A 12,631-nucleotide genomic window follows, 5' to 3' on the forward strand; every position below is an offset into this window, starting at 1 on the left:
GCTGAGACCGACTCAGATGTCGAGGAAGCGGACGTCCTTGGCGTTGCGCTGGATGAACGCGCGGCGCGCCTCGACGTCCTCGCCCATCAGTACCGAGAACAGGTCGTCGGCCTGGGCGGCGTCGTCGAGGGTCACCTGGCCGAGGACGCGGTGCTCCTGGTCCATCGTCGTGATGCGCAGTTCCTCGGCGTTCATCTCACCGAGACCCTTGAAGCGCTGGATCGAGTCCTCCTTGACGCGCTTTCCGCGCTGACGGCCCATCTCGAGCAGCGCGTCGCGCTCGCGGTCGGAGTACGCGTACTCCATGTCGTCCCGGCCCCACTTGATCTTGTAGAGCGGGGGGCGGGAGAGGAACACGTGCCCGGCCTCGACCAGCGGCCGCATGAAGCGGAACAGGAAGGTCAGCAGCAGGGTGTTGATGTGCTGGCCGTCGACGTCGGCGTCCGCCATCAGGATGATCTTGTGATAGCGGAGCTTCTCGATGTCGAAGTCCTCGTGGACTCCGGTGCCGAAGGCGGAGATCAGCGCCTGGATCTCCTGGTTCTGCAGGATCTTGTCGATCCGCGCCTTCTCGACGTTGAGGATCTTTCCTCGGATCGGGAGGATCGCCTGGTACTGCGGGTTGCGGCCGGACTTGGCCGAGCCGCCGGCGGAGTCACCCTCGACGATGAAGATCTCGCACTTGGTGGGGTCGTTCGACTGGCAGTCGGAGAGCTTGCCCGGCAGGGACGCCGACTCCAGGAGGCCCTTGCGGCGGGTGAGGTCACGCGCCTTGCGGGCCGCCACGCGCGCGGTGGCCGCCTGGATGGACTTGCGGATGATGTCCGCGGCCTCGTTCGGGTTGCGGTCGAGCCAGTCGTTGAGGTGCTCGTAGACCGCCTTCTGCACGAAGGTCTTGGCCTCCGTGTTGCCCAGCTTGGTCTTGGTCTGGCCCTCGAACTGCGGCTCGCTCAGCTTGACCGAGATGATCGCGGTCAGACCCTCGCGGATGTCGTCGCCCGTGAGGTTGTCGTCCTTCTCGCGGAGCAGCTTCTTGTCGCGCGCGTACTTGTTGATCAGCGAGGTCAGCGCCGCACGGAAGCCCTCCTCGTGCGTGCCGCCCTCGTGGGTGTGGATGATGTTGGCGAAGGAGTAGACGCCCTCGCTGTAGCCGCTGTTCCACTGCATCGCGACTTCGAGGGAGAGGCTCTTGTCCTTGTCCTCGGCCTCCAGGTCGATCACCGTCGGGTGCACCACGTCTCCCTTGCGGGAGTTGAGGTACTTCACGAAGTCGACGATGCCACCCTCGTAGTGGTACGTGACGGTCTTGACCTCGGCGGTCTCGTCCGCGCCCGCCTCGTCCGCCCCGGAGGTGGCCTTCGCCGACTCGCGCTCGTCAGTGAGTTTGATCGTCAAACCCTTGTTGAGGAACGCCATCTCCTGGAAACGCCGCGAGAGCGTCTCGAAGGAGTACTCGGTGGTCTCGAAGATGTCCGGGTCGGCCCAGAAGGTGACCGACGTGCCCGTCTCGTCCGTGGCCTCGTGCTTGGCCAGCGGGGCGGTCGGGACGCCCATCTTGTAGTCCTGCGTGTGGCGGTGGCCGTCGGTCCTGACCTCGACGGAGACCTTGCTCGACAGGGCGTTCACGACGGAGACGCCGACGCCGTGCAGACCACCGGAGACCGCGTAGCCGCCGCCGCCGAACTTGCCGCCCGCGTGCAGCACGGTCAGCACGACCTCGAGGGCCGGCTTGCCCTCGGAGGCGACGATGCCCACCGGGATGCCTCGGCCGTTGTCGACGACGCGGACGCCGCCGTCGGCCAGGATCGTCACCTCGATGGTGTCCGCGTGGCCGGCCAGCGCCTCGTCGACGGAGTTGTCGACGACCTCGTACACGAGGTGGTGAAGTCCGCGCTCACCGGTCGAGCCGATGTACATGCCGGGTCGCTTGCGGACCGCGTCCAGACCCTCGAGGACGGTGATGGCGCTGGCGTCGTACGAGGATGAGACCTCGCCAGTGGCGCCGGCGTCGGTGGACGGGATGTTCTCGTTGGGGTTGCCGGAATCGGCCACGAAGCGCCCTTTCTGGCACAGCACAAGCCAAGCTCCCGGCGGGTGGCCGGAGCGGCTGCGGCGTGTTGCGTTGGTAAGCCTTAGTCAGCGTTGCTCGGTGTGTCCCACAAGTGGGGCGGGATTAGCCTCCAGTCTACCGGTAGCGCCGACAGTGATGGGGGTTTGCCGGTACCTGAGTCCGCATGTGCCGCCCTGAACCGGTCTCGGCCGACTCCCCATATACGGCCCCGGGCCCAAAGAGGCTCACAGCGGCACTCAGCGCTTCCGGCTGTCAACCCTTGGCTACTGCGGAGTCAGGTCGGTGTTCGCAACCGCGTGGGGTGGAACCGCGCCGGGCCCCGGAGGCGGGCGGAAGCGGCCTCCGAGAGGGCTCGGTGATCGCTCGCGACGGCCGACGATCTGCGGATCGTCGCAGGTCAGAAGGGATTGAAGTGCTCGTCGGTCTCCGGCGGCCCGACCGCCGCCGCAGGTGGTTCCGGCCGTGCGTGGGGCCGGCGGCTCCTCCGGCCGGATGCCGCCGGAAGCAGCGCGGAGGGGGCGGACCAAGGGTGGGGGTGCGCCCCGGGCGGCCGGGCGGCGCGGGGCGCGTCTCCAGTGAAGGCATGCGCCGGCTGTGACAGAAGTGTCGACCGAGGCCGAGGTATGGCCGAGACATTCCGTCCGCCTCGGGTACGGCGCGCGGGTCGAGCGTGTCGGCGGACCGCGATCAGCCGTAGGTGTCGCCGGGGCCCGTGCTCCCGGGCGCGCGCAGCGGACCGAAGCGGCGGGCGGGGCCCCCAGGGCCCTGCACCTTGATCAGACGCACCGTGCCGTGCCCGAGGTCCTGGTTCAGCCGTGCGACCAGCTGCGGAGCCAGCAGCCGGAGCTGGGTCGCCCAGGCCGTCGAGTCGCACTGCACCGTCAGCACCCGCTCGGCCGGGTCGTCGTCGTACTTCACCGGCACGCAGTGCTTGGCCAGGTCGTCGCCGACGATCTGTGGCCAGCGGCCCATCACGCCGCCGACCGCGGCCGGGGTCTCCCAGCCGCGCTCGGTCAGCAGCCGGTTGATGGCGGAGCCGAGCGCCATGGGGTCGCGTCCGTCGGCGCGTGCGCCGGAGCGCAGGCCGCCGCCGCGCCGCGCCTGCTTCCGCTGCTGTGCGGCGTCCCCACGCGCGCGTGCCTGTTCCTTCGCCGCGCGCAGGGCCACGCGCGCGAGGTCGACGCCGGAGGGCTCGGGGGTCTTGCCGCGGGCGTCTCCCGCGCCCTTCCCGGTGCCGGGCGTCGCGTCCGGTGTGTTCTCCGTCATACGCGTTCCACCGTGCCTTCGGACACGGCGTACCGCGTCCCCGTCAGTACGTCCGGTACGTCGTCCTCCACCGCGGCGGTCACCAGGACCTGCTCGCCGGGCGCGACGAGTTCCGCGAGACGCTCCCTGCGGCGGCTGTCGAGCTCGGCGAACACGTCGTCCAGGACCAGCACGGGTTCGTTGCCCTCGGCCCTGAGCAGGTCGTACGAGGCCAGGCGCAGCGCCAGCGCGTACGACCAGGACTCGCCGTGCGAGGCGTACCCCTTGGCGGGCAGCTGACCGAGTTTGAGAAGCAGATCGTCACGGTGGGGCCCGACAAGGGTCACGCCCCGCTCGATCTCCTGCTTGCGGACCTCGGCGAGCGCCGCCATCAGCTGCTCGTACAGTTCCTCGCGCGCGTGCGCCTCGCCGGGGGCGGACGGCCGGTACTCCAGGGTGATCGGTCCGCCGCCGGGGGCCAGCTGCTCGTAGGCCTTGTCGGCCAGCGGCTGGAGGGCGGCGACGAGGTCGAGCCGCTGGGCGAGCAGTTCGGCACCCACGCGTGCGAGGTGCTGGTCCCACACGTCGAGCGTCGACAGGTCCATGGTGCGTCCGCCGTGCCGGCGGGCCAGTGCGGCGGACTTCAGGAGCGTGTTGCGCTGTTTGAGGACCCGGTCGTAGTCGGAGCGGACGCCGGCCATGCGCGGAGAGCGGGCGGTGATCAGCTCGTCGAGGAACCGGCGCCGTTCGCCGGGGTCGCCCTTCACGAGGGCGAGGTCCTCCGGGGCGAACAGCACCGTCCGCACAATGCCCAGCACGTCACGCGGTCTGACCTGCGAGGACCTGTTGATGCGGGCTCGGTTGGCCTTGCCCGGGTTCAGCTCCAGCTCGACGAGCTGCTGCCGGTCGCCCTGCCGGACGTTGGCCCTGATGATCGCCCGGTCGGCGCCCATGCGGACCAGGGGCGCGTCGGAGGAGACACGATGGCTGCCGAGGGTCGCCAGATAGCCGACCGCCTCGACCAGGTTCGTCTTGCCCTGCCCGTTGGGCCCCACGAACGCGGTGACGCCCGGGTCGAGCGGGACCTCGACCCGGGCGTACGAGCGGAAGTCGGCCAGCGACAGATGCGTGACGTGCATGGTCGTTCGCCGACCTCCCCCAGCGTGGTGTCTCGGTTCTCCCGGGGCCCGGGTCTCCCCGGCCCTCCGGTTTTCCCCCGGCTGTGGACAACCGGGTCGCCCCGGGTGTGGAGAACCCGGGGCTCGGATCAGGCCTTCTCGACGGCGTGGCCGCCGAACTGGTTGCGCAGCGCCGCGATCATCTTCATCTGCGGCGAGTCGTCCTGCCGCGACGCGAAGCGCGCGAACAGCGACGCGGTGATCGCCGGCAGCGGCACCGCGTGGTCGATGGCGGCTTCCACAGTCCAGCGTCCCTCGCCGGAATCCTGTGCATAACCCTTGAGCTTGTCCAGGTGCTCGTCCTCGTCCAGGGCGTTGACCGCGAGGTCGAGCAGCCAGGAGCGGATGACGGTGCCCTCCTGCCAGGAGCGGAAGACCTCGCGCACGTCCGTGACGGAGTCGACCTTCTCCAGCAGCTCCCAGCCCTCGGCGTAGGCCTGCATCATGGCGTACTCGATGCCGTTGTGGACCATCTTGGCGAAGTGGCCCGCACCGACCTTGCCGGCGTGCACCGACCCGAAGTCGCCCTCGGGCTTGAGCGCGTCGAAGACCGGCTGCACCTTGGCGACGTTCTCCTTGTCGCCGCCGTACATCAGCGCATAGCCGTTCTCCAGGCCCCAGACACCGCCGGAGACGCCGCAGTCGACGAAGCCGATGCCCTTGATGCCCAGCTCGACGGCGTGCTTCTGGTCGTCCGTCCAGCGGGAATTGCCGCCGTCGACGACGACGTCGCCCGGCTCCAGCAGGGCGGCCAGCTCGTCGATGGTGGCCTGGGTCGCGGCACCGGCCGGGACCATGACCCACACCACGCGCGGGCCCTTCAGCTTGCCCACAAGTTCTTCGAGGCTGTGGACATCGGCGAGGTCCGGGTTGCGGTCGTATCCGATGACGGTGTGGCCTGCGCGGCGGATCCGCTCGCGCATGTTGCCGCCCATCTTGCCGAGGCCGACGAGACCGAGCTCCATCAGTGGTTCCTTAGGGTTGCGACGTGGCGTGAGGGCACTCTCGTGCCCGTGTCAGAGCCTAAGCCTGGCGGTACCACCCACGCCTTTCGGGCAGCGGGGGAACTCACGCACATCTGTGGGCATACCCGCTCAGACGGTCGCCTCATCGTGGACGCGCGCCGGACCCTGAGGCCCGGCGCGCGAGAGGGCTCAGCCCGACAGTCGCACCGGCATGATCAGGTACTTGTAGGCCTCGTCGGCCTCCGCGTCGACGGCCGGCTTGCCGCTCAGCAGCGCCGGCTTCGTGGACGTCGTGAAGGACAGCTGGGCCACCGGCGAGTCGATGGCGCTCAGACCGTCGAGCAGGAACGTCGGGTTGAAGGCGATCGAGATGTCGTCGCCGTCCAGCTGGGCGTCGACCCTTTCCACAGCCTGTGCGTCGTCGCTGGAGCCAGCCTCCAGGATCAGCACGCCCTGCTCGAAGCTGAGGCGCACCGGGGTGTTCCGCTCGGCGACCAGAGCCACACGCTTGACGGCCTCGACGAAGGGGGCGGTCTCGATCACCGCGACCGAGTTGAACTCCGTCGGGAACAGCGTGCGGTACTTCGGGAGGTCGCCTTCGAGCAGACGGGTGGTCGTGCGGCGTCCGGCGCCCTCGAAACCGATCAGGCCTTCGCCCGCGCCCGAGCCGGACAGCGCCAGGATGACGCTGTCGCCGCTGGTGAGCGCCTTGGCGGTGTCCAGGAGCGTCTTGGCGGGCACCAGGGCCACCGCGGACGCGTCCGGGTTCTCCGGCTTCCACAGGAACTCGCGGACCGCGAAGCGGTAGCGGTCGGTGGAGGCGAGGGTGACGGTGTCGCCCTCGATCTCGATGCGCACACCGGTCAGGACGGGGAGCGTGTCGTCGCGGCCCGCGGCGATGGCGACCTGTGCGGCGGCGGAGGCGAAGACCTCACCGGGGACCGTGCCCGTCGCCGACGGCATCTGGGGCAGCGCCGGGTACTCCTCCACAGGAAGGGTGTGGAGTGTGAATCGCGAGGAGCCGCAGACCACGGTCGCCCGTACACCGTCTGTGGAAATCTCCACCGGCCGGTTGGGGAGAGCGCGGCAGATGTCCGCGAGCAGACGGCCGGAGACGAGGACCGTGCCCTCTTCGTCGACCTCCGCGTCCACGGAGACGCGCGCCGAGACCTCGTAGTCGAAGCTGGAGAGGCTCAGGGCGCCCTCCTCGGCCTTCAGGAGGAGGCCGGCGAGCACAGGCGCCGGCGGACGGGCCGGGAGACTGCGTGCCGCCCAGGCCACTGCCTCCGCGAGTACGTCGCGTTCCACCCGGATCTTCACCGTTGCCGCCTCCGTCTGTTGCCGGCGCTCTCGCCCTGCTGGCCTTCGTCGTCCCGGTGTCGCTCCGCCTTGTGAGGGGAAGGACACCGGGGACCAGTCTGACGCACCGCGCTGACAGTCGGTGCCCCTCGGGGTCAAGTCGTGCCGAGCGGCAGTCGAGCCGCCGAGAGCAAGTTGTGCACAGCCCCGTCTTCGAAACGATTCTCAGGCTCTCTCTAGTTGGGAGTAGTAGTAGGGCCTGTGGATACCGTGGATAACCGCGTTTTCGCAGGTCAGGCGGGATTTTTTGTCCACTGGCCCTGTGGGCGGAGGCGGTGGACAACCGGGCGCTTCTGTGGACGACGAAAAGTTCTGCACACTCGATGCACAGCCTCGGGCCACTTCTCCCCAGCGCTGTCCCCAGCTTTACCCACGTTCCCCACAGCCCAACCCGGCACCTTGATGTGACGCCTTTCACTCGACACGGTGAGGAGGCGCGTCACGTTGCCGAACAGTGGACAGGCATGTGGAGAAGCTGGGAATCGCTGGGGACAACCGGCTGAAGCCTGTGGGTCGACGGTGGACAACTCCGTGCACACCCTGTGGATCTTTTCTTCGTCCACAGTCTGTGGAGAGCGGTCGTCCACGAATCCACAAGCGGTTGACCTGGTCTGATGGTCTTTCAACAGCTCCGCCTGTGGACACAGTCTGGACAACTTCCCAGTCCCCAGGGTGTGGACGCCAGAAAGTCACCGAATCTGTGGAGAGTGGCCGTAACCGGGCTCTTAATCGAACAGCTGATGACGCGCCGGTTGCGACGCTCACGGGCCGGATGCCCCTGAGAGGGGGTGCCGGAGCCCTTCGGAGCGGTCTTTCGGAGTGCTTTCCGGCGACCGCACGTCGGCTCGGAGCGCTCGGAACGGACCGGGGGAAGCCCTCCTGCGGAACCGGCCGGAGCATCTCGGGACAGGACCGGGACCTCTCGGCACGGGACCAGGACCTCTCGGCACGGGACCAGGAGACCTCTAGGGACGCCTGCCTGAGCGGTGAGCGGCAGCCGCGGACTCGCCGGGGACGCTGGCGGCGGAGACGGCTCGGGGAGAACGCGAAAGGCGCCCTCGGGGACGTGCCCCGGGGCGCCCTCAGCCGCGTACGGCCGCCGTCCTCAGGGACGGACGGCCACGCGGTCAGCCGTTCTTGATGCGGTTCGTGAGCTCGGTGACCTGGTTGTAGATCGAGCGGCGCTCGGCCATGAGCGCGCGGATCTTGCGGTCGGCGTGCATCACGGTCGTGTGGTCGCGGCCGCCGAACTGTGCGCCGATCTTCGGCAGCGACAGGTCCGTGAGCTCGCGGCACAGGTACATGGCGATCTGCCGGGCCGTCACGAGGACACGGCTGCGGGAGGAACCGCACAGGTCCTCCACCGTGAGACCGAAGTAGTCGGCCGTGGCCGCCATGATCGCGGTGGCGGTGATCTCGGGCGCCGAGTCCTCGCCGCCGGGGATCAGGTCCTTGAGGACGATCTCCGTCAGACCGAGGTCCACGGGCTGCCGATTGAGCGACGCGAACGCGGTCACCCGGATCAGCGCGCCCTCCAGCTCGCGGATGTTGCGCGAGATCCGCGAGGCGATGAACTCCAGCACCTCCGGCGGGGCGTTGAGCTGCTCCTGCACCGCCTTCTTGCGGAGGATCGCGATGCGCGTCTCCAGTTCGGGCGGCTGGACGTCGGTGATCAGACCCCACTCGAAACGGTTCCGCAGCCGGTCCTCCAGCGTCACCAGCTGCTTGGGCGGCCGGTCGGAGGACAGCACGATCTGCTTGTTCGCGTTGTGGAGCGTGTTGAAGGTGTGGAAGAACTCCTCCTGCGTCGACTCCTTGTCCGCGAGGAACTGGATGTCGTCGACGAGCAGGATGTCCATCTCGCGGTACCGCTTGCGGAAGCTGTCGCCCTTGCCGTCGCGGATGGAGTTGATGAACTCGTTGGTGAACTCCTCCGAGCTCACGTAGCGCACCCGCGTGCCGGGGTAGAGGCTGCGGGCGTAGTGCCCGATCGCGTGCAGCAGGTGCGTCTTGCCGAGCCCCGACTCCCCGTAGATGAACAGGGGGTTGTACGCCTTGGCGGGTGCCTCGGCGACGGCGACGGCGGCCGCGTGCGCGAAGCGGTTCGAGGCGCCGATGACGAACGTGTCGAAGAGGTACTTCGGGTTCAGGCGCGCGGTCGGCTCACCCGGGCCCGACGCCGGCGCGGGCTTCGCGGCCAGCGGGCCGGGCGCGCCGGATGGAGGCAGCGAGGGGCCGCCGCGGTGCCCGGGTCCGGCGCCGCCCGGGGACGGCTCCTGGAGGTCCCGGCGGTCGGTCCGCTGGTCGTAGTCGCCCCTCGGCTGGTCGTAGTCCGAGCGCGGCTGGTCGTAGTCCTGGCGCTGCTGCTCGTAGGGCGGGCGCTCCATCGACTGCGGCCGGTAGTCCTGGCCGGGCGAGGCGTACGGATCCCGCTCCGGGAAGCCGAGCCGCTGCTGCTGCCAGCCGTAGTCGTCCTGGGAGTGCCGCGGCCAGGCGCCCGGCTCGGGCCGCTGGTAGTCCGGGTAGGCGGGCCGGGCCGTCGGCAGCTGGTCCTGGCGTCCCGACGGCAGCTGGTCACCGGGACCGCCCGGGAGCTGGTCGGCGCGGCCACCCCTGTGGTCGTCGGCGCGGTGGCGGCCGTATCCCTCGTACTCGTCGCGCCGCTGGCCGTCGTAGGCACCGCGGTCGTCACGGGCCGGGGCGTCGTAATCGCGGCCCTGCGTGTCGTAGGGGCTGCGGTCGTCGCGGGACGGGGAGCCGTAGGCCGCCCTCTCGTCCCCGCCCTGGGAGCCGTACCCCACGCGCTCGTCGCCCTGGGATCCGTAGCCGGCGCGGTCGTCGCCGCCCTGGCCGTCGTACGCGTCACGGCCGTGACCGGGCCCGGAGGGGAGCTCGGGCTCCTCGTAGCGCGACGGGGCCGAAGGTGCCGGGGCGGGGGGCTCGCCGGCGGAGTCGTCGACGGTGATCGCGATGCGGATCGGACGGCCGCACTCGCGGCTCAGGGTCTCGCTGACGATCGGCGCGAGACGTCCTTCCAGTACGCCCTTCGCAAACTCGTTCGGGACCGCGAGCAGGGCGGTGTCGGCGACCAGCGCCAAGGGCTGGCAGCGTTTGATCCAGTGCTCGTCCTTCGCCTCGACACCCTGCCCGCGGCCCTCACCGAGAAGCTGTTCCAGAACTCGTGGCCACACTGCGGCAAGATCGGCAGGTACGTCAGCCACAGGGCACGCTCTCTCATGGGTCCCACGAACGTGTGGTTCTGGGAAAGGGTCGGGAAGTCGGTCGGGTGGGGCGGGGGGAACAAAACCGCTGGGGCGGTGGGAAGGGAACGAATCGGAGTTCAGCCACGGTAGTCAGGGCGACCGGTGCGGTTCAAGTTGTTGTCCCCAGCCTGTGGATAGTGTCTCCCGGCACGCGCTGGTTTGACCGGATGGCGTAGCCGCGCGTACCGTAACCAGGTCGAGTTGTCGATGGCTGCTGCCGCCTGCCTCCGATGGGCATAGATCACGTCGAGTGATCGGGAAGCGGTGCACTCGGGCGTAATACGAGCTACTCGTGGGCGCACGGTGACAGCCAGGACGGCACCCCGCCACTACCGATTCTTTCTGGAGCCCCCGAGTGAGCAAGCGCACCTTCCAGCCGAACAACCGTCGTCGCGCCAAGACCCACGGCTTCCGGCTGCGCATGCGCACCCGTGCCGGCCGCGCGATTCTCGCGTCCCGCCGTGGCAAGGGTCGCGCCCGCCTGTCCGCCTGATCGCACAGGTCATGATGTCGTGCTGCCTACCGAGCATCGGCTGAGGCGGCGCGAAGACTTCGCGACCGCGGTACGCCGAGGACGTCGGGCCGGACGCCCGCTTCTCGTCGTCCATCTACGTAGCGGTGCAACGGACCCGCACGCGCCAGGGGAGAGCGCTCCCCCGACGCGTGCGGGTTTCGTCGTGAGCAAGGCCGTGGGTGGAGCCGTCGTACGCAACACGGTGAAGCGCAGGCTTCGCCATCTGATGCGTGACCGAGTCGCCCTGTTGCCCCCCGGTAGCCTGGTAGTCGTACGAGCGCTGCCCGGTGCGGGCAACGCCGACCATGAACAGCTGGCCCGAGACCTGGATGCCGCCTTTCAGCGGCTGCTGGGAGGGGGCGCGCGATGAAGTACCCGCTGCTGGCACTGATCAAGCTGTACCAGTGGACGATCAGTCCGTTGCTGGGGCCGGTGTGCAAGTACTACCCGTCGTGTTCCCACTACGGCTACCAGGCCATCGACCGGCACGGTGCGATCAAGGGAACGGCACTCACCGCCTGGCGCATCCTCCGGTGCAATCCGTGGTCGCTGGGCGGTGTGGACCATGTTCCGCCGCGCAAGCGCCCGCGGTGGCACGAAATGCTGCGTAACGCCTGGCGTGCACGCAAGGGCGGGAACTCCGCCGCCGAACCGGCCACCGAGGGGCCTGGTAGGTCCGACCACCCCTCAAGCCCGGCCGCCGAGACCCCGTCCCATGCTCAAGGAGCCTGATTAGTGGACACGATTGCCAGTCTCTTCAGCTTCATCACGACACCCGTTTCTTGGGTCATCGTCCAGTTCCACTCCGTGTACGGGAAGATCTTCGGTCCCGACACGGGCTGGGCCTGGGGCCTGTCCATCGTGTCCCTGGTGATCCTGATCCGTATCTGCCTGATCCCGCTCTTCGTGAAGCAGATCAAGGCCACTCGGGCGATGCAGACGCTGCAGCCCGAGATGAAGAAGATCCAGGAGCGCTACAAGAACGACAAGCAGCGCCAGTCCGAAGAGATGATGAAGATGTACAAGGAGGCGGGCACCAACCCGCTCTCCTCGTGCCTTCCGATCTTGGCGCAGTCGCCCTTCTTCTTCGCCCTGTACCACGTGCTCAACGGCATCGCGACGGGCAAGACGATCGGCGTCATCGACGATCCGCTGCTCGCCAGCGCCCGTAAGGCGCACATCTTCGGAGCCCCGCTCGCGGCGAAGTTCACCGACAGCGCCGACAAGGTCGCCCAGCTCGGCGCCTCGCTGACCGACGTCCGCGTCGTCACCGCGATCATGATCGTCCTGATGTCGGCGTCGCAGTTCTACACGCAGCGCCAGCTGATGACGAAGAACGTCGACACCACGGTGAAGACGCCGTTCATGCAGCAGCAGAAGATGCTGATGTACGTCTTCCCGGTCATGTTCGCCGTCTTCGGTATCAACTTCCCGGTCGGTGTCCTCGTCTACTGGCTGACCACCAACGTGTGGACCATGGGCCAGCAGATGTACGTGATCCACAACAACCCGACCCCGGGTTCCAAGGCTCAGGCCGCTTACCTGGAGCGTCTGACCAAGCACGTCACGCACCACGGCAAGACCCGCAGCCGGGGCGAGCGCGCCATCGTCAAGGCGATCGTCGCCAAGGGCCGCGACCGCAACGAGTTCGAGCGCAAGTTCATCAACAGCCTCACCAAGGTGGGCCTGGCCGCTGCGGCCGATGGCACCGTGGCGAAGAGTGATGTCGCGGTCGTCGCCGAGACCGAGGACGGCACCACGGTGACCGGCGCCGCTCCCAAGCGTCAGCAGCCGAAGCGGCAGTCCAAGTCGCAGCGTCAGTCCCAGTCGGGCACCGCCAAGGCGGCCGACGAGACCGAGCCGAAGACCTCGCTGAGCAAGTCCGACGAGCCGGAGGACGCCAAGCCCTCCCCCGCCAAGCCGGCCGGTGGCGGCAACAAGCCCGGCGCCGGTACCCGCAGCAAGGCCCAGTCCGGACAGCGCAAGGGTCCTCAGCGGCCCAAGTCCCCGTCCAAGAAGTAAGAAGGAGTCCATCC

The 12,631-nt window shown here is 68.8% G+C and carries 10 protein-coding genes; 4 read left to right on the forward strand and 6 right to left on the reverse strand.

What is annotated here, in order from left to right:
- Nucleotides 1-12 precede the first annotated feature (12 nt).
- From gyrB to dnaA, 6 genes are all read right to left on the reverse strand, one after another.
- Nucleotides 13-2,076: a DNA topoisomerase (ATP-hydrolyzing) subunit B gene (gene gyrB, locus ABEB03_RS02010; protein ID WP_345640188.1), complete on the reverse strand. Its 2,064-nt coding sequence runs from the start codon at nt 2,074-2,076 to the stop codon at nt 13-15.
- A gap of 682 nt (nt 2,077-2,758) precedes the next feature.
- Nucleotides 2,759-3,337: a DciA family protein gene (locus tag ABEB03_RS02015; RefSeq protein ID WP_095935451.1), complete on the reverse strand. Its 579-nt coding sequence runs from the start codon at nt 3,335-3,337 to the stop codon at nt 2,759-2,761.
- Nucleotides 3,334-4,455 (reverse strand): DNA replication/repair protein RecF, encoded by a 1,122-nt coding sequence (recF, locus tag ABEB03_RS02020; RefSeq protein ID WP_345640191.1) that lies wholly within the window; start codon nt 4,453-4,455, stop codon nt 3,334-3,336. The genes ABEB03_RS02015 and recF overlap by 4 nt, the downstream gene beginning before the upstream one ends.
- Nucleotides 4,456-4,583: 128 nt before the next feature.
- Complete coding sequence (gene gnd, locus ABEB03_RS02025; RefSeq protein ID WP_345640193.1) at nt 4,584-5,459, reverse strand: phosphogluconate dehydrogenase (NAD(+)-dependent, decarboxylating); 876 nt, start codon at nt 5,457-5,459, stop codon at nt 4,584-4,586.
- Between the two features lie 189 nt (nt 5,460-5,648).
- A complete protein-coding gene (gene dnaN / locus ABEB03_RS02030) occupies nt 5,649-6,779 on the reverse strand; it encodes a DNA polymerase III subunit beta (protein WP_095935448.1) in 1,131 nt (376 codons plus the stop codon).
- Between the two features lie 1,166 nt (nt 6,780-7,945).
- Nucleotides 7,946-10,039 (reverse strand): chromosomal replication initiator protein DnaA, encoded by a 2,094-nt coding sequence (dnaA, locus tag ABEB03_RS02035; RefSeq protein ID WP_345640197.1) that lies wholly within the window; start codon nt 10,037-10,039, stop codon nt 7,946-7,948.
- Between the two features lie 397 nt (nt 10,040-10,436).
- Between dnaA and rpmH the strand changes: the two genes are divergently transcribed.
- Genes rpmH through yidC form a run of 4 tightly spaced genes read left to right on the forward strand, consistent with a single transcriptional unit; the run spans nt 10,437 to nt 12,617 of the window.
- Nucleotides 10,437-10,574, forward strand: coding sequence for a 50S ribosomal protein L34 (gene rpmH, locus ABEB03_RS02040; protein ID WP_003949374.1), 138 nt, complete (start codon nt 10,437-10,439; stop codon nt 10,572-10,574).
- 19 nt (nt 10,575-10,593) lie between these two features.
- Nucleotides 10,594-10,965: a ribonuclease P protein component gene (gene rnpA / locus ABEB03_RS02045; RefSeq protein WP_345640200.1), complete on the forward strand. Its 372-nt coding sequence runs from the start codon at nt 10,594-10,596 to the stop codon at nt 10,963-10,965.
- On the forward strand, nt 10,962-11,327 hold the full coding sequence (gene yidD / locus ABEB03_RS02050; RefSeq protein ID WP_345640202.1) for a membrane protein insertion efficiency factor YidD: 366 nt from the start codon (nt 10,962-10,964) through the stop codon (nt 11,325-11,327). Before rnpA ends, yidD begins: the two co-directional genes overlap by 4 nt.
- Nucleotides 11,328-11,330: 3 nt before the next feature.
- On the forward strand, nt 11,331-12,617 hold the full coding sequence (yidC, locus tag ABEB03_RS02055; protein WP_345640204.1) for a membrane protein insertase YidC: 1,287 nt from the start codon (nt 11,331-11,333) through the stop codon (nt 12,615-12,617).
- Nucleotides 12,618-12,631 lie beyond the last annotated feature (14 nt).

This window comes from Streptomyces siamensis (assembly GCF_039543605.1).
GTDB classification, from domain to species: Bacteria; Actinomycetota; Actinomycetes; order Streptomycetales; family Streptomycetaceae; genus Streptomyces; species Streptomyces siamensis.

What these genes read in the sequence shown, in the direction of transcription:
- ABEB03_RS02015 (WP_095935451.1), bottom strand. Translation starts at nt 3,337, where the DNA reads ATGACGGAGAACACACCGGACGCGACGCCCGGCACCGGGAAGGGCGCG.
- recF (WP_345640191.1), bottom strand. Translation starts at nt 4,455, where the DNA reads ATGCACGTCACGCATCTGTCGCTGGCCGACTTCCGCTCGTACGCCCGG.
- yidD (WP_345640202.1), top strand. Translation starts at nt 10,962, where the DNA reads ATGAAGTACCCGCTGCTGGCACTGATCAAGCTGTACCAGTGGACGATC.
- gnd (WP_345640193.1), bottom strand. Translation starts at nt 5,459, where the DNA reads ATGGAGCTCGGTCTCGTCGGCCTCGGCAAGATGGGCGGCAACATGCGC.